Consider the following 20,148-nt stretch of genomic DNA (forward strand, 5'->3'; position numbering starts at 1 on the left):
GGATGGTTGGCTGTGCATGGCTACTTTCCGTTCATGGGGAAGCTGGTCGAGTTCATGCTTTTTCCAATCAAGTCATTCAGCAGGGCGCAGTCGGGGATGATGTGATTGAATTGCAGTCCCGCCTTCAATATATAGGTTTTTATAATGGGAAAATTGATGGTGTATTTGGCTGGGGTACTTATTGGGCAGTTCGAAATTTTCAATATGAATTTGGACTGGACATTGACGGACTTGTTGGTGAAAAAATGAAGAAACAGCTAGTGGCAAAAACGCAATACAATGAACAGTACGTGAAACAACAAATCAATAAAGGAAATGCATTTACTCATTACGGGGGCAAGCCGTTGGAGCAACAATCAAAGCCTAACCCGAAGCAGGCAGAGAAGGCTCCAGTTAAAAATCCAGCTCCAACAGAAAATAAACAACCGGCAGAAACGCCAAAAAACGAAGCGCCAAAAGAGAATAATGAAGCAACAGAAACACCGAAAAAACCAACGGCTGTTAACGTTCCAAACGGGTTTTCTCAAAATGATTTACAATTGATGGCTAATGCAGTTTACGGGGAGGCGCGCGGTGAACCTTATATCGGTCAAGTTGCGGTTGCGGCGGTCATTATTAACCGTGTCAACAGTGCCTCTTTTCCAAATAGTGTAGCCGGCGTTATTTTTGAACCAGCTGCCTTTACAGCAGTAGCAGACGGACAAATTTGGCTGACTCCGAATGAAACGGCCAAAAAGGCTGTGTTAGATGCTTTGAACGGATGGGATCCAACAGGCAGTGCCTTATATTATTTTAATCCTGATACGGCTACAAGTGCTTGGATTTGGTCGAGACCGCAAATTAAACGAATTGGAAAACATATTTTCTGTAAATAACGAACAGAGGGGTGAAAACATATGTTGCGAATATTATTAATAACCGTCTTGACGTTAACTGGAGTGGGGTTAGGGTATTGGGGGTATCAAGAGCATCAAGAGAAAAATGCCGTTCTTCAACATGCGGAGAACAACTATCAGAGGGCTTTTCATGAATTAACGTATGATATGGATTTGCTAAATGATAAAATCGGAACAACGCTGGCGATGAATTCGCGCGATCAGCTGTCACCTGCTCTTGCTGAAGTTTGGCGTCTAACATCTGAAGCACATAGCAATGTAGGGCAGCTCCCTTTAACGCTTCTTCCATTCAACAAAACGGAAGAGTTTCTAGCTAACATCGGTAAATTCAGCTATCAGACGGCAATCCGGGACTTGAGTAAAGAACCACTTACTGATAAAGAGTATGACACATTAAAAGTGTTATATGAAACGTCTGGTGATATTCAAAATGAGTTAAGAAAGGTTCAACATTTAGTTATTGAAAATAATTTGCGTTGGATGGATGTGGAATTGGCACTTGCCACAAATGAGAAGCAGGCAGATAACACGATTATTGATGGTTTTAAAACCGTCGAGAAAAATGTGGAGAGTTATGCTGAAACCGATTTTGGCCCAAGCTTCACAAATGCAGAAAAACAAAATCAAGGTTTTTCTCAGCTTAAAGGGAGAGAGGTTGACGCGAGTGTTGCCAAAGAAGTGGCCCGTTCTTTTTTAAGCTTAAAAGGAAATGAAGATATTCGAGTGACCGAAAACGGAGATGGGTCTGATTACGGATTTTATAGTTTAACAATTAAAACGCCTGGAGAAAAGAATGAAACGTACATGGATATTACGAAAAAAGGCGGATATCCAGTATGGGTTATTCAAAATAAGGAAGTAACAAAGCAAACAATTAGTTTGAATGAAGCGGCATTACAAGCGCAGAAGTTTTTGGAAGACCATCAATTTGAAAGCTTAGATTTATATGAGAGTGCTCAATATGACAACACAGGCGTTTTCACCTTTGTTGGAACGCAAGAAGGGGTCCGTATTTATCCTGATTCGGTCAGAATGAAAATATCGCTGGAAGATGGCAAAGTGTTAGCTTTCTCAGCACGAGACTTTTTAATGGCTCACAAATTGCGTGACATTCCAGCACCTGTTCTTTCGAAAGAAGAAGCACGAGCTAAAATTAATGGGAAAGTGAAAATTATGGAAGACCGTCTTTCCATCATCATTAACGATTTGAAAGAAGAAGTATTGTGCTATGAGTTTTTAGGGACCATTAACAACGATACGTATCGAATTTTCATCAACGCAGAAAATGGGTATGAAGAAAAAGTAGAAAAGCTTCAAAATGCGGAGCAAGTGTACGATCAAGTGTAAAAAGAGGAGCGCAAGGAGCATTATGCACTTGCGAATCCTCTTTTTTTCTTGGGAAAATTACGGTAAAATAATAATTAAGAAGAAAGTACTACGTGTGGTACGGTACTAGGAAAAGAGATTTAGGGAAGAAGGGGAAGAATGATTAAAGAAGGGATGCTGCTAAGGCTGGAGCCTTTTGCGGAAGAAACAACAGAGCAATTTAATTGTAAAGTGATAGAACAAGGAGCAGATCGCCTGTTTGTGAGTTACCCTACCAATAAAGTGACGGGGAAAACAACATTCATGCTTGACGGGACTCAGCTGAACGTTTCCTTTATTGGAAAAGATAACGTTGTCTATTTGTTTCAATCTGAAGTCATCGGCAGGACGAAGAAAATTTTCCCTGTAATCATGTTACGCTATCCGGGAGACGAGCGTGTCATTCGCATACAGCGACGTCAATATGTGCGAGTTCCAGCTTCGGTCAGTGTGGCTGTTCACTCTCATGATGGGTCATTCCCCCCGTTTGTATCAAGAACCGAAGATGTCAGTGCCGGCGGTATCGCCGTTTTCGCTAATCATAAAATAAATGTTGAACCAGAACAAATCGTCAAAGTATGGCTTACATTACCGATGCAGTCAAATGAGTTTTTCTATTTGGAAATGGATGCAAAAGTTGTGAGGGTAGTTGAACGAGAAGAAGGCCAAGCAGGGAAGCTTTCGCTGCAGTTTGTGAATCTTCAAGACCGAGAGAAAGAAAGAATTATTCGTTTTGTGTTCGAACAACAGTTTGAGTTGAAACGAAAAGGACTGTTGTAGCAGTGAATAAAACGCCCCTATCTGAAACATACTGTGTATGAAAGGAAAGGGGAGACAGCATGAAAAGTATTGAGAGAATTTTAATTAAACTGGCAGTCATTCAATTTATTTTTTTGCTAGTAGCTCAAGGCGTGTTGCTGTATACCGATTACGGAACTTATTTCTCTAAAATGATCCAGTATGAAGGGGTTACGAAAAATAATTTTAGTAAAATCATTGAAACATTCGACCAGTAAAACGACGTATGCTAAAATGAAGATAACTATAATGTTCGGGATGAAAGAGACAGGATGACACCTGCTCTTTTTTTCGTCATTATTAAAAATTTGATGGTTATAATCAATGAGGAGGATTTATGAACAAGCAAATTTCTGTGGCCATTGATGGTCCTGCAGCGGCAGGTAAAAGTACTGTGGCTAAAATCATTGCAGAAAAACTTTCATATATTTACGTAGATACAGGAGCAATGTATCGCGCTTTAACGCATAAAGCTCAAAATTTTAACATAGATTTGCAAAATGAGGAGAAGCTGCTTGCGCTTTTAGAAGAGACTGATTTGCAGTTGAAACCTTCAGAAAAAGGTCAGCTTGTGTTTGTAGATGGAGAGGATGTAACAGAAGCTATTCGATCAAGCGAAGTCACTAATTCCGTTTCCATTACAGCTAAGCATGGCAAAGTGCGTGAGCATATGGTGGCGAGACAACGTCACATGGCAGAAGGCAGAGGTGTCGTCATGGATGGAAGAGACATTGGTACACACGTACTCCCGCATGCCGAAGTGAAAGTGTTTTTACGCGCTTCAGTTGAGGAGCGAGCGAAACGACGTCATGAGGAGAATGAGGCGAAAGGATTCAAATCTGATTTAGAAACATTAAAGCAGGAGATTGCTGCACGAGACAAATTAGATTCTGAACGAGAAGTAGCACCATTGAAAAAAGCAGACGATGCCATCGAAATTGATACAACATCATTGACAATCGGACAAGTGGTAGACAAAATTATCTCTTTAGTGAATGAGAGGGTATAGTTAAATGGCTGTCATTTATACAATTGCTAAAAATGTATGTCGTGCGGTACTTGGACCGCTTTACCGAGTAGAAGTGCGCGGGACAGAGAATATTCCAAAAGAAGGACCGGTTTTGCTTTGTTCCAATCATATTAGCAATCTTGATCCGCCGGTAGTTGGCATGATGTTTCCGCGTCCTGTTGCGTTTATGGCGAAAGAAGAGCTATTTAAGGCGCCTGTTATTAAGTATCTCGTGCCACATCTAAAGGCGTTTCCTGTTAAGCGAGGGATGAATGACCGGGATGCTCTTCGTAAAGCTCTGTCACTGCTGAAGGAAGGCGAAGTGCTTGGCTTGTTTCCTGAAGGTACAAGAAGCAAAGATGGAAAGCTTGGAAAAGGTCTTGCAGGCGCCGGATTTTTTGCGCTTCGTTCAAATGCTGTCGTTGTGCCGTGCGCAATTATTGGTCCATACAAGCCGTTTAAAACATTAAAAGTCGTATACGGCCCGCCGATGGATATGACGAAATACCGCGAAGAAAAAATATCGGCAGAGGAAGCGACAGCGGTCATTATGAACGAAATTCAAAAGTTAATTGAAAAATATTAATAGTTCAAATGCTTTTACTTGACAAAAGGGGTCCTTTTATTAGAAGTTAGTAAAAAGGGCATTTTTGTATTCACTCCTTAGATAGACAAAACGGCAAGAAGAAGCATAAAAAATATGCTTTCAATACATATTGCAGGGGACAATTGAAGGAGGATTAAAAAATGGTAGAAGATATGAATCAAGTTGAAATTAACACATTACAAGTTGGGGACATCGTAAGTGGGATTGTCACAAAAGTAGAAGAAAAGCAAGTGCTAATTGAACTAAAAGGCAGCAAATTAGATGGGATTTTACCAATCAGCGAACTATCCAGCCTCCATGTAGAAAAAGCGGGAGATGCGATTGCAGAAGGCGCTGAAGTAGAAGTGAAAGTGATTAAAGTAGAAGAAGATGCTTTAATTTTATCGAAGCGTGCTGTCGATGCTGAAAAAGCATGGGAAGAGCTGGAAGCGAAATTAAATTCAGGTGAAGTATTTGAAACAGAAGTAAAAGATGTCGTTAAGGGCGGCTTAGTTGTGGATATTGGCCTGCGCGGCTTTATTCCTGCGTCTCTTGTCGAAGCTTATTACGTCGAAGATTTCACAGACTATAAAGGAAAAACATTAACTGTGAAAGTGGTTGAACTTGATCGCGAGAAGAACCGTGTTATTTTGTCTCATCGAGCTGTTGTGGAAGAAGAAGCAGCGAATCAAAAGAAACAGGTTCTCGAATCATTAGAAGCGGGTCAAGTACTAGAAGGAACCGTTCAACGCTTAACAGACTTTGGGGTGTTTGTGGATATTGGTGGAGTGGATGGTCTTGTTCACATTTCTCAACTTTCCCATACACATGTCAATAAACCGTCAGATGTTGTGCAAGAAGGACAACAAGTTCATGTAAAAGTATTATCTGTCGATAAAGACAATGGACGTATCTCACTCTCCATTAAAGATACATTGGCTGGTCCGTGGGCTAACATTTCTTCTACAGTGAAAAAAGGTGACATTTTAGAAGGAACGGTTCAGCGCATTGTCTCATTCGGTGTATTTGTGGAAGTGGCACCAGGGGTAGAAGGTCTTGTTCACATTTCTCACATTGCCAACAAACATATTAATACTCCTCATGAAGTAGTAAGTGAAGGGGAGAAAGTGCAAGTAAAAGTATTGGATGTCAATGAAAAAGAAAAGCGCATTTCCTTAAGCATGCGTGAACTTGAAGAACAAGAACCGGAAGTAGACTACAGCCAGTATCAGAAACAAGCGGATTCTGGAGGATTCCAGCTTGGAGAGATGATTGGAGAGCAATTAAAAAAATTAAAATAATGGTGATGCTTCGTGAGTAGAGCACAACGTAAAATTGACCACATCCATCATGCCATTCAAACGGGTCAGCCGCGTCTGCACGGATTTGAAGACATGTCATTTGTTCATCAAAGTTTCCCAGACTGTTCGGTAAGCGAAATGGACCTGAAGGCAAAAATCGGCGAGCTTGAATTAAGTTCGCCGATTTTTGTCAATGCCATGACAGGAGGCGGCGGTCGAGAGACAGAAAAAATCAATCGTTCATTAGCACAAGTAGCAAGTGAATGCGGTATGGCAATGGCAGTAGGTTCTCAAATGTCTGCCATTAAAGATCCAATGGAAGCGGCTTCTTATGAAGTGGTAAGAAAAGAAAATCCGAAAGGGCTTATTTTTGCTAACTTAGGAAGTGAAGCGACCGTTGATCAAGCAAAACGGGCTGTTGAGATGATTGAAGCCGATGCGTTGCAAATTCATATTAATGTGATTCAAGAATTGGTCATGCCAGAAGGAGATCGCGATTTTACAGGCGCACTGAAGAGAATTGAACAAATCGTCAAGTATTTGTCTGTTCCAGTGATTGTGAAGGAAGTTGGTTTCGGCATGAGTCATGAAGCGGCGCTAAAGCTGAAAGAAGTCGGTGTATCCATTGTCGATGTAGGAGGATATGGCGGTACGAATTTTTCGAAAATCGAAAATGAACGAAGACAAAAATCTCTTTCTTTCTTTGATGAATGGGGGATTACGACAGCGGCTTCCCTCGGAGAAGTTTGTGCGGTTCATCCTGATTTGTATGTAATTGGATCCGGAGGGGTTCAAACGGCAATGGATGTGGCCAAATGCCTTGCTTTAGGTGCTTCTGCCGTGGCGATGGCGGGTCGACTGTTATCCATTTTGATAGAAAAAGGGCAGGAAGTCGTCATTGATGAAGTGAAAATGTTGCATGAAGAGCTGCGGTTTATCATGGCTGCACTTGGCGCGAAAAACATCGAGCAACTAAGTTGGATTCCGTTCGTTGTTCGTGGTGAAACCTATCATTGGCTTCGTGAGCGGGGAATTGATACGTCTCAATATAGTCAAAGAAGAGGTTGATTAGAAAAGAAGAGGATAGCTTAATTGGTGATGTATCACCATGAGCCATCCTCTTCTTTTTTGCTATTGATTAATTTCCCGGGCATCTTCAGGACTTTGGAGCTTTGTGGCTCCTGGGTAGTGAAGTCCTTGATCGCGGTCAGATTCTACGCGTTTGGATTGTTTAAGCTTTTTTTCTTGGCGGTCTTTTCCCATTGTATACTCTCCTTTTTTGACGAAATGTCAAACCTTCTTCCTTTTCTCTTTTCAAAACCATGGGGTGGTTTTAGCGTAAAAATCACCCTATCACCGTTCCTTTGCAAAGGGAGGCGTTCCAGAAGGCTTCTTTCCTAGTTTCTTGCATTCTTAGTTGATTTATGTAGTGCAAAGACTAATTTGCTGTATTTTGATACATAATGAAAGTAGTGGGAGGTAAAAATATGGAAGGAATCTTCTTTTATTGGTTTGCATGGATAGGATGGACAGCCGTTACTTTTTTGATGGAAAAGCAGGCATTGCGCACCTTTTATGCGATGGTGCTGCTCTGTTGTATTTTGTTTTCGACGACGCTGATTGAGGTTGGTTCTTATAGGTTCAGCGGTACATTTCTTTGTTTTCTTTTATTTAGCTTTCTTTTTGTGGCTTGGCAAAGATCTTTGTTATCTAATTATTTGTTGTTTTCATCCTTTATTACTATGATGGCGTACACTGGTTTTTGTTTATTTGAGCTGTTTGATCCGGTCTGGATTTTTATGGACCGTAAATGGGCAATCGGGCTTCTATTGCTTTATATTGTATGTATGCTCGTTAAAACAGCACGTGAGAGAATGGTATGCTTAATGATGGGAATGTGCTACGGAGACCTCTTGTTTGCGTTCATATTAAACGATGTTCATATGTATTATCCGGTTGGGGCTCTACCGTTTCTTGATATCGTCGCCCTTTCCTGTACCTTATTGTTAGGATGGACATGGTTTTCCCAGCTTTTCCTCTATATAGATTTCCATGTATTGAAGTATGCAAGAAGCAAGGTGAGTAAGATACGATTGTAAACTGGGAATTATGGCTACATAAGTAAAAGGGAAAGTATGCTGTCGTCGTTGCTTTTTTAGAGGCTGAACAATCGAATATGAGATTCATCCCATCTTTTATAAAGAAAGACATTGTTGTCAACTATATTTTTTGATAAGATGATAAGGTTAACGACCCTCTCTTTGTGCGAAAGAAGGGTTTTTATTTATCCTATATGTTAATTATGAAACTCTATGAAGACCGATGAAAAGTGGGAATATAGTTTACATAAGAGAATTTTTTAGAAGGAGAGACAATTATGCCGAAACCAGTAGTGGCTATTGTAGGACGTCCTAATGTTGGGAAGTCTACAATTTTTAATCGTATTGTTGGAGAAAGAGTATCCATTGTAGAAGATTTACCAGGGGTGACAAGAGACCGGATTTATAGTTCGGGTGAGTGGCTGACCCATGAGTTTAACATTATTGATACAGGTGGAATCGACATTGGCGATGAACCGTTTTTAGAACAAATTCGCCAACAGGCAGAAATTGCGATCGATGAAGCAGATGTTATTATTTTCCTAGTGAATGGAAGAGAAGGTGTTACTGCCGCTGATGAGGAAGTGGCAAAAATTTTATACCGCTCTAAAAAACCTGTCGTCTTGGCAGTCAATAAAATTGATAATCCAGAAATGCGCGATATGATTTATGATTTTTACGCATTAGGCTTTGGTGAACCGATGCCTATTTCTGGATCACACGGTCTTGGTCTTGGTGACTTGCTAGATGTAGCGGCAGAGCATTTCCCGAAACAAGGGGAAGAAGAGTACGATGAAGGCACAATTCGTTTTAGTCTTATCGGCCGTCCGAACGTAGGGAAATCATCGCTTGTGAACGCTGTGCTTGGTGAAGAGCGCGTAATTGTTAGTGACATTGCCGGTACGACGAGAGACGCTATTGACTCCAAATTCACAAAAGATGGACAAGATTACGTCATCATCGATACAGCTGGTATGCGAAAAAGAGGAAAAGTGTATGAAAGTACCGAAAAGTATAGTGTGTTACGTGCATTAAGGGCGATTGAACGTTCTGATGTTGTATTAGTTGTATTAAACGCAGAAGAAGGCATTATTGAGCAAGATAAGAAGATTGCAGGTTATGCACATGAAGCAGGTAAAGCGATTGTGATTGTCGTGAATAAGTGGGACGCGATTGAAAAAGATGAGAAAACAATGAAAGAATTTGAACAAAGCATTCGCGACCACTTCTTATTCCTTGACTATGCACCAATTGTCTTTTTATCAGCAAAAACAAAAAAACGTATCCAAACGTTGCTTCCGGTGATTAACACAGTAAGTGAAAATCATGCGTTACGCGTTCCAACGAATGTTATTAATGATGTCATTATGGATGCAGTGGCGATGAATCCGACACCTACTCATAATGGAAGCCGTTTGAAAATCTATTATACGACTCAAGTGGCAGTGAAGCCGCCGACTTTCGTTGTCTTCGTAAATGATCCGGAACTAATGCACTTTTCGTACGAACGTTTCTTAGAAAATAGACTTCGGGATGCATTTGGCTTTGAAGGTACACCAATTAAGATTTTTGCTCGAATTCGAAAATAAGAATAGGGGTGTGAGGCAAGATGGAACAGATAGCGGTGCTTGGGGCTGGCAGCTGGGGAACAGCGCTTGCATTTGTATTAGCCGATAACGGACATGATGTAAGACTTTGGGGACATCGGCCGGAAGTCGTTCAAGAGATTAATGAACAACACGCTAACTCGAAATATTTGCCGGATATAGAACTGCCAAAAAGAATTGCAGGGTATGATTCGTTAAAAACAGCCATTGAAAATGTACGGATAATTGTACTGGCGGTGCCCACGAAAGCAATTCGGGAAGTGTGTCGTCAAATTAATGACGCAGCAGAGCATCCTTATATTATTGTTCATGTCAGCAAAGGAATTGAACCAGACTCTTTAATGAGAATTACAGAAATGATTGAGCAGGAAATGCCAGCTTCAGTGTTAGAGGATGTCGTTGTTCTATCGGGACCGAGCCATGCTGAAGAAGTCAGCCGTCGTCAACCGACAACCGTTACGGTTTCTTCACGGAATATGAAAGCGGCAGAACAAGTGCAGGATTTATTTATCAATCAACAATATTTTCGGGTGTATACGAACCCAGATCTTGTCGGGGTTGAAATTGGAGGAGCATTGAAAAATATCATTGCACTCGCTGCAGGGATTACAGACGGACTTGGCTATGGGGATAATGCAAAGGCTGCCTTAATAACAAGAGGTCTTGCTGAAATCGCAAGGGTCGGAAGTGCGATGGGAGCCAACCCACTTACATTTTCTGGGTTGACAGGAATTGGTGATTTGATTGTGACATGTACAAGTGTCCATTCGAGAAACTGGAGAGCGGGACATCTTCTCGGAAAAGGTCATAAATTGGATGAAGTACTTGAAAATATGGGCATGGTAGTAGAAGGTGTGAGAACGACAAAGGCGGCTTACCAACTGGCAGCCAAATTGAAAGTGGAAATGCCGATTACATCTGCACTCTATGATGTGCTATTTAATGAGGTCCATCCGAAAAATGCTGTTGATAAATTAATGGCACGAGTCAAAACGCATGAAATGGAAGATTTAGTGAATGTGCTTGGCGATCGGAAGTGCTGATAAGTGAAAAGAATTTGCGCCAACAGGATGCGAAAAAGTGGTAAGGTGCATACGATACAATGTACCACAACATGAGTGGAACTGTTGGTGTATGGGATGTTTAGTTGATGCTGAAGTGAAGATGCCCCCTTTGCTTCAGTTTTTTTATGTATATTTCGTTATTTCTGAAGATTCATATGTGTTATAATGGTTGTCGGAAAAGGAGATGAGAAGATGTCACCGGCGTTGATGAAAATGTGGATTTCTTTCGGTTCAATGGGACTGATGTTTTTATCAATTGTATTTATTTATTTAAGTCGCTTCAAATTAAAAGGCATTTTAAAATTTGTAACCGCTCTTATTGCGTATTCTTGTATGATTGTTGCTGGAATCATCATCTTTTTCGTCGTGTTCAGCGGACCTGTTCAACAATAATTTGCATAGGGTGGGAATGGAAAATGAGAAAAATCTTCATGCTCTTTGCTGGCTCGCTGCTGGTTTTACTATTATCTGGTTGCTTATATCCGAACGACAAGCTTGTAAAAAATCAAGTAGCCTACAAAGATCAGATTGCCGCCGTTCAGACAGCGGTTCAGCAATACGAAGAACAAACAGGGGGACTATTACCAATTAAAACGAGGGAGATGGGCACCCCTATTTATCAAAAATATCCTATTGAGTTTAGTAAACTTATTCCTCGATATATGCAAGAACCTCCGGGGACTGCGTTTGAAAATGGCGGCGTGTTTACATATGTGTTAATTGATGTGGAAACGAATCCGACGGTTAAGTTAATTGATTTGCGGATAGCAGAACAAATTCGAGATGTGAAAATAAGGATAAAGGCATACAAATATCCCCCATTTAAAGACATGCTAGCAAAAGGTATTTTTACAGTGGATTATAAAAAACTTGGATATGAAACAGATCCTTTTGTTGTCAGCCCTTTCAGTGGGAACAATTTGCCTCTTGTTATTAATCATGAAGGGGAAGTGTTTGTTGATTATGCCGCCGACTTGTATGAGGCCCTTCAAGGACAAAATCATTCATATAAGCCTGGGGATGATGTGCGTCCGATTTTGACGGCAAACTCCGATTTTGTTCCAGCCTACTCACTTCCATATACAATCGACCTAAAAAGCGGTGAACCCGTCTTTTTAGAAGAAATTTCTGAATAGTTGTAAGCTGGCTTCCTTTTTGGTGTGCAACTATATAAATCGATCTAGAAAATTGGACATGGCCAAAGAACGGTCATGTCCAATTTTCTAGACTTAAGCGGCTGTCACTTCCTTTGCGGGGTGGCGTCGTTCGTATAGGTGAACCTTTGAGAACCCATTCCAATGGTCTATAACCATTGGAGAAAATGAAGCTGTGTTGAGTTATGAAGTAGAATATATAAGTTTGCGCAGTTTATATGGAAGCTTAAAAAAATGAGTCATGAACCCCTTTTCGCTGAAATACAATCAGAGAGAAGGGGTTTTACTTATGATTTTAAACGCTTAACACCATAAATCATGAAATTTTATTCCAGAAGTCATATTTTAATAGGACAACGTCATAAATATATAGTGTCCTAATCTATCATGGCAATGGATACTATAATCCCATGAACTCTTAGATCGGAGGGAATCTCGTGGAAAAGGTCGATATTTTTAAAGATATTGCAGAACGAACAGGCGGAGACATATATTTAGGGGTGGTCGGTGCCGTCAGAACAGGCAAATCTACTTTTATTAAAAAGTTTGTAGAGCTTGTTGTATTGCCGAACATTGATAATGAGGCGGATCGTACAAGAACACAGGATGAATTGCCACAAAGTGCAGCAGGACGAACAATTATGACGACGGAACCGAAGTTTGTTCCAAATCAAGCAGTGAATGTACATGTAGAAGATGGACTTGAAGTTAATATTCGTCTTGTTGATTGTGTAGGCTATACCGTGCCTGGAGCCAAAGGATATGAGGATGAAAATGGACCGCGGATGATTAGTACACCTTGGTATGAAGAACCCATCCCGTTTCATGAAGCGGCAGAAATCGGTACAAGAAAAGTTATTCAAGAACATTCTACCATCGGCGTGGTCATTACGACGGATGGCTCTATCGGTGAAATTCCGCGGCAAGATTATGTGGAAGCAGAAGAGCGAGTTATTGCCGAACTGAAAGAAGTTGGAAAGCCATTTATTATGGTCATTAACACTGTTCATCCGCACAGTGCTGAAACAGATAAACTACGACAATCTTTAACTGAAAAATATGATATCCCTGTACTTGCAATGAGTGTTGAAAGCATGCGGGAAAGCGATGTATATAATGTTTTACGAGAAGCGCTGTTTGAGTTCCCAGTATTAGAGGTAAATGTCAATTTGCCAAGTTGGGTTATGGTATTGAAAGATCAGCATTGGTTAAGGGAAAGCTATCAGGAAGCTGTGCAAGAAACGGTTAAAGACATTAAGCGTTTGCGTGATGTAGACAGGGTAGTTGATCAGTTTGGAGAGTACGAATTTATTGATAGTGCACGATTGGCAGGAATGGATATGGGGCAAGGGGTAGCTGAGATTGACCTTTATGCACCGGACGACTTGTACGATCAAATCCTTAAAGAAGTGGTGGGTGTAGAAATTCGCGGTCGAGATCATTTGCTGCAAGCTTATGCAAGACTTTGCACATGCCAAAACGGAGTATGATCAAGTAGCTGATGCCCTGCGAATGGTAAAGCAGACCGGATATGGCGTGGCCGCTCCCTCTTTAGCCGACATGAGCCTGGAAGAACCGGAAATTATTCGCCAAGGTGCGCGATTTGGTGTGAGGCTTAAAGCGGTCGCACCATCCATCCATATGATTAAAGTAGATGTAGAATCTGAATTTGCCCCAATTATCGGAACAGAAAAACAAAGCGAGGAGCTCGTCCGCTATTTAATGCAAGATTTTGAGGATGATCCTCTCTCTATTTGGAATTCGGATATTTTCGGCCGCTCGTTAAGTTCAATCGTCCGTGAAGGCATTCAAGGAAAATTATCACTGATGCCGGAAAATGCACGTTATAAGCTAAAAGAAACTTTAGAGCGTATCATCAATGAAGGTTCCGGCGGGTTGATTGCTATCATTTTATAGAAGAATATGGATAGAACAAGGAAGTTCTCGTAAAGAACCTTGTCACGAAACTCAGTGAGCATAGAGTTTCGTGACAAGGTTTTTTTACTGATTTTTCTATTAAAAAGGAGTGCCCCTTTTCATATGGCAAAACTATAAAATGGGGTTGAAGAGAAGTGAAGAGGAGCGTAATAATAACCTGCATAATAAAGTATATAAGGAAAGTTTTAAAAAATGGAAGTTTAGAAAGAAAAAGAAAAGGGGAAAGTAGGGTAAAAGCGCGGTTTTACGCAGATTTCACTTGATATGGCTGTATGGTTATGTTAATCTTTTATCAGAAATTCATGGATATTAATAGTTTTTCCACATTTGGATAGGTTTTCCCTTTAAAAACGTTGAATTCTCGTTCAGAATCGTTTATGATAAGGCATGTTAGCAAAAAGTGCATATCTGAATGTATAAGAATGGCTTGTTTTGTAAAGAAATGAAAATACGAAGAATTACTAGATTCCCTTTACAAAGGCGTTTCTAGCTATTATAATACGATTTCCTTTTGGGAGGAGGTGAATGGCATGAACAAAACAGATTTAATCAATGCAGTTGCTGAAGCAAGTGAACTTTCAAAAAAGGACGCTACAAAAGCAGTTGATGCTGTTTTTGATACAATTTTAGATGCTTTAAAAGATGGTGATAAGGTACAACTTATCGGATTCGGTAACTTTGAAGTACGCGAACGTGCAGCCCGTAAAGGCCGCAATCCGCAAACGGGTGATGAAATTGAAATCCCGGCTAGCAAAGTTCCTGCATTCAAACCAGGTAAAGCACTGAAAGACGCTGTAAAATAATCTCTACATAAATTGGATTGGTGCAAGCCAATTCGTAGACAGAGAGGGGAAAGGCCGCACATTCAGCGGCCTTTCTTTTTTGCCTTTATATAGAGCATATGCTAGAATTTCTTTGAGTTTAATCATAATAAGGCTATGACTGGGGGACACACTAATGTCATTTGTAAATAAAGAACAAATCGAACAAGCAGTTAGACTTATATTAGAAGCAGTGGGAGAAGATCCTAATCGTGAAGGCCTATTGGATACACCGAAACGCGTAGCAAAAATGTATGAAGAAGTGTTTTCAGGGTTGCAGGAAGATCCGAAAGAACACTTTAAAACTGTGTTTGGCGAAGATCATGAGGAATTAGTGTTAGTCAAAGATATTCCGTTTTACTCCATGTGTGAACATCACTTAGTTCCGTTTTACGGGAAAGCTCATGTGGCGTACATTCCAAAAGGCGGAAAAGTGACAGGTTTGAGCAAGCTTGCACGTGCAGTGGATGCCGTTGCCCGCAGACCACAACTTCAAGAACGGATTACATCAACAATCGCTGATTCAATTGTTGAAACGCTAGAGCCACATGGTGTAATGGTTGTTGTGGAAGCTGAACATATGTGCATGACGATGCGTGGGGTGAAAAAGCCTGGTGCGATGACAGTGACGTCTGCTGTACGAGGTGTATTAGAAGCGGATGCGGCCGCGCGGGCTGAAGTGCTTTCGTTTATTAAAGGCTAATAGGAGGAGATCAACATGGCAGCAAATTCAACAAACGACTTCATCGTTATTAAAGCGATTGAAGATGGAGTAAATGTCATTGGTTTAACAAGAGGTTCTGATACAAGATTTCATCACTCGGAAAAATTGGACAAAGGAGAAGTGATGATTGCCCAATTCACAGAGCACACTTCAGCCATTAAAGTAAGAGGAAAAGCCATTATTCAAACGGCTCATGGAGAAATGGAGTCAGACGCAAAAAAATAATTAGCGTTCATCTGGATGGACGAGGATTATATGATAGGTCTGGGGGAAGGGGGATTCATAGATAGTCTCCCTTTTCCTCGCACGGCCCTAAGCATTTTGAGTCATCATGCAGGCACCAAAAGGTAAGGTGTATGTGATTGAATTCGCCTTTTTCATCTCTTCACGCTTACAAAAATAAAAGTTTTAGGCACCTTCTCAAATAGAGAAAATAATAGTTTTTTTAAAACTCACTTATGTTATAATTGACATTGTCTATTTGCAACGTGTAAATGGGTATACTGTAAGACGAAAGGGAAACAAGGGTGATGATTGTGCAAAACATCATTGATATAGTAGCTGATGTTAAAGAGCAGCTACAATTGGAGTTGAACCATCCATATGTAAGGCAATTCATTCATCATCCAGTGATAGATGAAGATAAATTATTATATCTTTGCTCTTTTCTGCAACATCTTCCTGTAGAAGAGAAACGGATGAAAGTTTATACCATTTCTGTCATGCTCGTTCAAATTGCACTTGATACCCATGATTTGGTCTCCATTAAGTCCGTGAAGAACGACCCTCAATTGCTTCAGGAAAGGCAGTTAACAGTATTAGCCGGCGTATATTACAGCAGCTTATACTATCACTATCTTTCGAAAAGCGGTTCGCTTCAATTAATGAATGAAACAGCTTCGGCTATTAAACATATTAATGTGGAAAAGATGCAGTACTATAAACAAAATTTTCAAACGGCTAATGAAATTATGAACAGCTTGTTTGTAATGGAAACAGCATTGATTGAGTCTGTTTGTTCTCATTTTCAGAAAGAAGAATGGAAGCTTTTGTTGACACATGCTCTCTTTTTGAAGCGCCTCATTCATGAAAAAAAACTTTATGTTCAAAATGGAACGTCCAAGCTGTTTGAACGGCTGGCAAGCTGTTTGCCGACTGAAGAAACAAAAGAGAAGCAAACTATGCCGCAAGTTGTTGTGGAAAGGTATATAAACGAATCAAAAGCCATAATTGAACAGTTGAATGATTCATTGCCGTTAAATGAATCATTGAAAGACCATCTCCACGAATTGCTGGAAAAGAGATGAAACCACTGAAAAAATTAGTTGCGGAAGAAGGAAATTGTGATGCAGCAATCAAAAGAAGAACGTGTTCATGGAGTATTCGAGAAAATATACGATAACTATGACCAAATGAATTCGGTGATTAGTTTTAAGCGTCATGTTGCATGGAGAAAAGATACGATGAAAAGAATGGCTGTTCAGCAAGGAGCTAAGGCTCTTGATGTTTGCTGTGGAACGGCAGATTGGACAATTGCTCTTTCTGAGGCTGTAGGAAAAGAGGGCCATGTAACAGGGCTTGACTTCAGTCAAAACATGCTAAAGATTGGTCAGCAAAAAGTAGAAGATCTTAAACTGGCAAATGTGGAGCTTATACATGGCAATGCCATGGAGTTGCCATTTAAAGATAATACATTTGACTATGTGACGATTGGGTTTGGATTGCGCAACGTTCCAGATTATATGCAAGTGCTGCGTGAGATGTATCGGGTGGTAAAGCCTGGAGGAAAAGTAGTTTGCCTTGAAACATCGCAGCCGACTTTAATCGGTTATCGTCAGCTTTATTTGTTATATTTTAAATATTTCATGCCGCTGCTTGGGAAACTGTTGGCTAAAAGCTATCGTGAATATTCATGGCTTCAAGAGTCGGCACAAGATTTCCCTGGAAGAAATGAGCTAGCGAAAATGTTCCGCCAAGCAGGTTTTAAAGAGGTAGAAGTAAAATCTTATACAGGCGGAGTAGCGGCGATGCATTTAGGATATAAATGAGCCTAGGATATATAGCGGGAATGCATGTAGCCATCGGCTTATTTTGAGTGAAACTAGTCATAATATCGTTATAATTGGTTGAGTGTGAAAGGTCATTTATTTTGTACGGCCTTTCATCTTTTTATTCTGCCAAAGACGAGCAACGGCGAGCGAATATAAATAGTTAAGGTGAATCTAATGAAATTAAAAATGATGTATGGGTTTTTAAATTCGGATATTGCGCTCATTGAAAAAGAGCTGGAAAAAGCGGTTCAAACAGATTATTCGTTGATCAGCCAAACCTCTCTTCACTACTTGCAGGCAGGAGGAAAACGCATTCGTCCTGTGTTTGTGCTGTTATCGGGCAAGTTCGGCCAGTATGACATTGAGATGATTAAACATGTAGCGGTTGCTCTAGAGCTCATTCATATGGCCTCGCTTGTTCACGATGATGTAATTGATGACGCGGATACAAGAAGAGGGAAGCCTACAGTGAAGGCAAAGTGGGATAATCGGATTGCTATGTATACAGGAGATTATATTTTCGCTCGTTCTTTAGAGTTGATGGCTCGTATTGAAAATGTAAGAGCACATGAAATTTTATCGAAAACGATTGTGGAAGTGTGTCTTGGCGAAATTGAACAAATTAAAGATAAATATAACTTGAATCAAAATCTTCGTACATACTTGCGCCGCATTAGACGAAAGACAGCTTTGCTTATTGCAGTAAGCTGTCAATTAGGAGCCATTGCTTCAGGTGCACCAGAAGCGGTACATCAGCGCTTGTTCTGGTTTGGATATAATGTAGGAATGGCTTTTCAAATTACGGATGATATCTTGGATTTCACAGCTTCTGCCGAGCAACTCGGAAAACCGGCAGGCAGTGACTTACTCCAAGGAAATATTACATTGCCAGTGTTGTATGCGATTAAAGACGAAGCTGTTCATCAAAAGATACAGCATTTATTTCATTCTTCTCAGCCAGAACAGCACATAGAAGAAATTATTACGGACATTAAATCGTCGGGAGCGATTGAACAAGCGGCGCAAATAAGTGAACGTTATTTACAAAAAGCGCTAACACTGCTAGAAGAACTTCCACCCAATAAGGCAGGCAATACGTTGTACAAAATTGCGAAGTTTGTAGGAAACCGTAAATTCTAGTTTGGCACATTGTCAAATTATAAAAAAAATGGTAATATTTCTTTGGATGTGATTGCGCTTCCAATATACATACTTCAGGGGTGGAGAATAAAATGGAAAGAACATTTCTTATGGTCAAACCAGATGGGGTACAACGCAACATTGTCGGGGAAATTGTTTCCCGATTTGAAAGAAAGGGCTTTCAATTAGTGGGAGCGAAACTAATGCACATAACACCAGAGCTAGCAGAGCAGCATTATGGTGAGCATAAAGAGAAACCTTTTTTCGGTGATCTTGTTAACTTTATTACATCAGGCCCGGTTTTTGCAATGGTATGGCAAGGGGAAAACGTCATTGCAACAGCTCGTCAGATGATGGGGAAAACACATCCAAAAGAGGCATTGCCAGGTACGGTTCGAGGAGATTATGGTTTGACATTAGATAAAAATGTCATTCACGGTTCAGATGCACCAGAAAGTGCTACACGTGAAATTGGACTTTTCTTTAAAGAAGAAGAACTAATTGATTACAAAAAGGTAGTCAATAACTGGATTTATTAAAATCAAAATCTGTCCTGCAACAGCCGGACAGATTTTTTTAATGATAGAAAAGTTGTAGATTTGCTCATTGTTGTTGACTAAACATTTTGGGAATTTTGGCGATATTATTAATAAACCGTTGTTTTGAATAATGGATGTGTTGAAAGCACTCATCATATTTGCAGAGGGTGCGTTCCAAGTATGATTTAACAAAGCCAATATATTTAAAACTTGCAGGGAGTTTAGACGATGTCCAACGATTATCAAGAGTTTATTGAAAAAGTAAAAAGAAAAACCGGAATTGATTTATCGCTTTATAAAGAAGCTCAAATGAAAAGAAGACTAACATCTTTGTATGAAAAGAAAGGCTTTCAATCATTTTCTGAATTTTTTGATGAGATGAACCAAAATCAAGATTTACTCATGGAATTTTTAGACCGAATGACGATTAATGTGTCGGAATTTTATCGTAATGCGAAAAGGTGGGAAGTGTTAGAGAAAAAGATTTTGCCGGGCATGACTGCCAAGAAAAAAAGCTAAAGGTGTGGAGTGCAGCTTGTTCCACTGGGGAAGAGCCGTATACATTAGCGATGGTTCTTTCTTCCTTTTATCCATTATCCCAAATTGAAATTTTGGCTACAGATATTGATGAAAATGTCATCCAAAAGGCGAAGATTGGGCTTTATGGCGAAAGGTCTTTACAGGAAGTGCCTGCGGCTGTCAAAGATAAATATTTTACGAAACAGGGCATGGTTTATAAAGTTGGGGACGATATTAAGCGTACGGTGACATTCCGTAAACATAATCTTCTTTCAGATTCATTTGAACGCAATTTTGACCTGATTGTTTGCCGGAATGTGTTAATTTACTTTACAGAAGACGCAAAACATCTTCTTTATCAGAAGTTTAGTAATGCGCTTGCTCCAAATGGCATATTTTTTGTCGGTAGCACTGAGCAGATTTTTAACCCTTCTTCATACGGGTTAGAAACAGAAGATACATTTTTCTATAAAAAAATATAGTTTAAGAAAAGAGTGGGGCGTGGATCGAAGTATTTGCGACCTACTTTTTTTGTTC

Annotated in this window: 21 protein-coding genes and 2 pseudogenes; 22 read left to right on the plus strand and 1 reads right to left on the minus strand. The window is 40.2% G+C overall.

Annotated elements, in window-relative coordinates; genetic code table 11:
* Positions 1 to 2 precede the first annotated feature (2 nt).
* The 8 genes from sleB (at position 3) to fni (ending at position 7,023) form a co-directional block, all read left to right on the plus strand.
* Positions 3 to 875: a spore cortex-lytic enzyme gene (gene sleB, locus ACXAEO_RS04245; protein ID WP_474883964.1), complete on the plus strand. Its 873-nt coding sequence runs from the start codon at positions 3 to 5 to the stop codon at positions 873 to 875.
* A gap of 21 nt (positions 876 to 896) precedes the next feature.
* On the plus strand, positions 897 to 2,243 hold the full coding sequence (gene ypeB / locus ACXAEO_RS04250; RefSeq protein ID WP_474878361.1) for a germination protein YpeB: 1,347 nt from the start codon (positions 897 to 899) through the stop codon (positions 2,241 to 2,243).
* A gap of 138 nt (positions 2,244 to 2,381) precedes the next feature.
* On the plus strand, positions 2,382 to 3,041 hold the full coding sequence (locus ACXAEO_RS04255; protein WP_474878364.1) for a flagellar brake protein: 660 nt from the start codon (positions 2,382 to 2,384) through the stop codon (positions 3,039 to 3,041).
* 59 nt (positions 3,042 to 3,100) lie between these two features.
* A complete protein-coding gene (locus ACXAEO_RS04260) occupies positions 3,101 to 3,277 on the plus strand; it encodes a YpfB family protein (RefSeq protein ID WP_474878366.1) in 177 nt (58 codons plus the stop codon).
* A 119-nt stretch (positions 3,278 to 3,396) separates the two neighbouring features.
* A complete protein-coding gene (gene cmk / locus ACXAEO_RS04265; protein ID WP_474878370.1) occupies positions 3,397 to 4,068 on the plus strand; it encodes a (d)CMP kinase in 672 nt (223 codons plus the stop codon).
* 4 nt (positions 4,069 to 4,072) lie between these two features.
* Positions 4,073 to 4,654: a lysophospholipid acyltransferase family protein gene (locus tag ACXAEO_RS04270; RefSeq protein WP_474878372.1), complete on the plus strand. Its 582-nt coding sequence runs from the start codon at positions 4,073 to 4,075 to the stop codon at positions 4,652 to 4,654.
* A 161-nt stretch (positions 4,655 to 4,815) separates the two neighbouring features.
* A complete protein-coding gene (gene rpsA / locus ACXAEO_RS04275; RefSeq protein ID WP_474878374.1) occupies positions 4,816 to 5,955 on the plus strand; it encodes a 30S ribosomal protein S1 in 1,140 nt (379 codons plus the stop codon).
* A 12-nt stretch (positions 5,956 to 5,967) separates the two neighbouring features.
* Positions 5,968 to 7,023 carry a type 2 isopentenyl-diphosphate Delta-isomerase gene (gene fni, locus ACXAEO_RS04280; protein ID WP_474878376.1) on the plus strand — a complete coding sequence of 352 codons (1,056 nt, stop codon included), beginning with the start codon at positions 5,968 to 5,970 and terminating at the stop codon, positions 7,021 to 7,023.
* A 63-nt stretch (positions 7,024 to 7,086) separates the two neighbouring features.
* Here fni and ACXAEO_RS04285 read toward each other — a convergent pair whose 3' ends face one another.
* Positions 7,087 to 7,218, minus strand: a complete 132-nt coding sequence (locus ACXAEO_RS04285; RefSeq protein WP_474878378.1) for a YpzI family protein — start codon at positions 7,216 to 7,218, stop codon at positions 7,087 to 7,089.
* A gap of 224 nt (positions 7,219 to 7,442) precedes the next feature.
* On the opposite strand from ACXAEO_RS04285, the gene ACXAEO_RS04290 reads away from it, so the two are divergent.
* The 14 genes and pseudogenes from ACXAEO_RS04290 (at position 7,443) to ACXAEO_RS04355 (ending at position 20,093) form a co-directional block, all read left to right on the plus strand.
* Entirely contained in the window at positions 7,443 to 8,054 is a 612-nt protein-coding gene (locus ACXAEO_RS04290) for a YphA family membrane protein (protein WP_474878381.1), read from the plus strand.
* A gap of 278 nt (positions 8,055 to 8,332) precedes the next feature.
* Positions 8,333 to 9,643 carry a ribosome biogenesis GTPase Der gene (gene der, locus ACXAEO_RS04295; RefSeq protein ID WP_474878384.1) on the plus strand — a complete coding sequence of 437 codons (1,311 nt, stop codon included), beginning with the start codon at positions 8,333 to 8,335 and terminating at the stop codon, positions 9,641 to 9,643.
* A gap of 20 nt (positions 9,644 to 9,663) precedes the next feature.
* Positions 9,664 to 10,704: an NAD(P)H-dependent glycerol-3-phosphate dehydrogenase gene (locus ACXAEO_RS04300; RefSeq protein ID WP_474878386.1), complete on the plus strand. Its 1,041-nt coding sequence runs from the start codon at positions 9,664 to 9,666 to the stop codon at positions 10,702 to 10,704.
* A 213-nt stretch (positions 10,705 to 10,917) separates the two neighbouring features.
* Positions 10,918 to 11,118, plus strand: coding sequence for a DUF2768 domain-containing protein (locus ACXAEO_RS04305; RefSeq protein ID WP_474878388.1), 201 nt, complete (start codon positions 10,918 to 10,920; stop codon positions 11,116 to 11,118).
* A 23-nt stretch (positions 11,119 to 11,141) separates the two neighbouring features.
* Positions 11,142 to 11,861 (plus strand): hypothetical protein, encoded by a 720-nt coding sequence (locus ACXAEO_RS04310; protein ID WP_474878390.1) that lies wholly within the window; start codon positions 11,142 to 11,144, stop codon positions 11,859 to 11,861.
* A 455-nt stretch (positions 11,862 to 12,316) separates the two neighbouring features.
* Positions 12,317 to 13,796, plus strand: a pseudogene (gene spoIVA / locus ACXAEO_RS04315) (stage IV sporulation protein A).
* Between the two features lie 551 nt (positions 13,797 to 14,347).
* Complete coding sequence (locus tag ACXAEO_RS04320) at positions 14,348 to 14,620, plus strand: HU family DNA-binding protein (protein WP_034328581.1); 273 nt, start codon at positions 14,348 to 14,350, stop codon at positions 14,618 to 14,620.
* A gap of 154 nt (positions 14,621 to 14,774) precedes the next feature.
* Positions 14,775 to 15,341, plus strand: a complete 567-nt coding sequence (gene folE, locus ACXAEO_RS04325; protein ID WP_474878394.1) for a GTP cyclohydrolase I FolE — start codon at positions 14,775 to 14,777, stop codon at positions 15,339 to 15,341.
* A 15-nt stretch (positions 15,342 to 15,356) separates the two neighbouring features.
* Complete coding sequence (gene mtrB / locus ACXAEO_RS04330; protein ID WP_474878397.1) at positions 15,357 to 15,587, plus strand: trp RNA-binding attenuation protein MtrB; 231 nt, start codon at positions 15,357 to 15,359, stop codon at positions 15,585 to 15,587.
* 305 nt (positions 15,588 to 15,892) lie between these two features.
* Complete coding sequence (locus ACXAEO_RS04335; protein ID WP_474883966.1) at positions 15,893 to 16,669, plus strand: heptaprenyl diphosphate synthase component 1; 777 nt, start codon at positions 15,893 to 15,895, stop codon at positions 16,667 to 16,669.
* 39 nt (positions 16,670 to 16,708) lie between these two features.
* Positions 16,709 to 17,410 (plus strand): demethylmenaquinone methyltransferase, encoded by a 702-nt coding sequence (locus ACXAEO_RS04340; RefSeq protein WP_474878399.1) that lies wholly within the window; start codon positions 16,709 to 16,711, stop codon positions 17,408 to 17,410.
* A 177-nt stretch (positions 17,411 to 17,587) separates the two neighbouring features.
* On the plus strand, positions 17,588 to 18,553 hold the full coding sequence (gene hepT, locus ACXAEO_RS04345) for a heptaprenyl diphosphate synthase component II (protein ID WP_474878401.1): 966 nt from the start codon (positions 17,588 to 17,590) through the stop codon (positions 18,551 to 18,553).
* A gap of 92 nt (positions 18,554 to 18,645) precedes the next feature.
* Positions 18,646 to 19,092 (plus strand): nucleoside-diphosphate kinase, encoded by a 447-nt coding sequence (gene ndk, locus ACXAEO_RS04350; protein WP_474878405.1) that lies wholly within the window; start codon positions 18,646 to 18,648, stop codon positions 19,090 to 19,092.
* A 228-nt stretch (positions 19,093 to 19,320) separates the two neighbouring features.
* Positions 19,321 to 20,093: pseudogene (locus tag ACXAEO_RS04355) on the plus strand (CheR family methyltransferase).
* Positions 20,094 to 20,148 lie beyond the last annotated feature (55 nt).

The sequence above is a fragment of the Bacillus sp. ABA4_010 genome (assembly GCF_056159105.1).

Excerpts from the sequence above, each read along its gene's own strand:
- sleB (WP_474883964.1), top strand. The coding sequence starts at position 3 with ATGGTTGGCTGTGCATGGCTACTTTCCGTTCATGGGGAAGCTGGTCGA.
- ypeB (WP_474878361.1), top strand. The coding sequence starts at position 897 with ATGTTGCGAATATTATTAATAACCGTCTTGACGTTAACTGGAGTGGGG.
- ACXAEO_RS04255 (WP_474878364.1), top strand. The coding sequence starts at position 2,382 with ATGATTAAAGAAGGGATGCTGCTAAGGCTGGAGCCTTTTGCGGAAGAA.
- ACXAEO_RS04260 (WP_474878366.1), top strand. The coding sequence starts at position 3,101 with ATGAAAAGTATTGAGAGAATTTTAATTAAACTGGCAGTCATTCAATTT.
- cmk (WP_474878370.1), top strand. The coding sequence starts at position 3,397 with ATGAACAAGCAAATTTCTGTGGCCATTGATGGTCCTGCAGCGGCAGGT.
- ACXAEO_RS04270 (WP_474878372.1), top strand. The coding sequence starts at position 4,073 with ATGGCTGTCATTTATACAATTGCTAAAAATGTATGTCGTGCGGTACTT.
- rpsA (WP_474878374.1), top strand. The coding sequence starts at position 4,816 with ATGGTAGAAGATATGAATCAAGTTGAAATTAACACATTACAAGTTGGG.
- ACXAEO_RS04285 (WP_474878378.1), bottom strand. The coding sequence starts at position 7,218 with ATGGGAAAAGACCGCCAAGAAAAAAAGCTTAAACAATCCAAACGCGTA.
- ACXAEO_RS04290 (WP_474878381.1), top strand. The coding sequence starts at position 7,443 with ATGGAAGGAATCTTCTTTTATTGGTTTGCATGGATAGGATGGACAGCC.
- der (WP_474878384.1), top strand. The coding sequence starts at position 8,333 with ATGCCGAAACCAGTAGTGGCTATTGTAGGACGTCCTAATGTTGGGAAG.
- ACXAEO_RS04300 (WP_474878386.1), top strand. The coding sequence starts at position 9,664 with ATGGAACAGATAGCGGTGCTTGGGGCTGGCAGCTGGGGAACAGCGCTT.
- ACXAEO_RS04305 (WP_474878388.1), top strand. The coding sequence starts at position 10,918 with ATGTCACCGGCGTTGATGAAAATGTGGATTTCTTTCGGTTCAATGGGA.
- ACXAEO_RS04310 (WP_474878390.1), top strand. The coding sequence starts at position 11,142 with ATGAGAAAAATCTTCATGCTCTTTGCTGGCTCGCTGCTGGTTTTACTA.
- ACXAEO_RS04320 (WP_034328581.1), top strand. The coding sequence starts at position 14,348 with ATGAACAAAACAGATTTAATCAATGCAGTTGCTGAAGCAAGTGAACTT.
- folE (WP_474878394.1), top strand. The coding sequence starts at position 14,775 with ATGTCATTTGTAAATAAAGAACAAATCGAACAAGCAGTTAGACTTATA.
- mtrB (WP_474878397.1), top strand. The coding sequence starts at position 15,357 with ATGGCAGCAAATTCAACAAACGACTTCATCGTTATTAAAGCGATTGAA.
- ACXAEO_RS04335 (WP_474883966.1), top strand. The coding sequence starts at position 15,893 with ATGATTGTGCAAAACATCATTGATATAGTAGCTGATGTTAAAGAGCAG.
- ACXAEO_RS04340 (WP_474878399.1), top strand. The coding sequence starts at position 16,709 with ATGCAGCAATCAAAAGAAGAACGTGTTCATGGAGTATTCGAGAAAATA.
- hepT (WP_474878401.1), top strand. The coding sequence starts at position 17,588 with ATGAAATTAAAAATGATGTATGGGTTTTTAAATTCGGATATTGCGCTC.
- ndk (WP_474878405.1), top strand. The coding sequence starts at position 18,646 with ATGGAAAGAACATTTCTTATGGTCAAACCAGATGGGGTACAACGCAAC.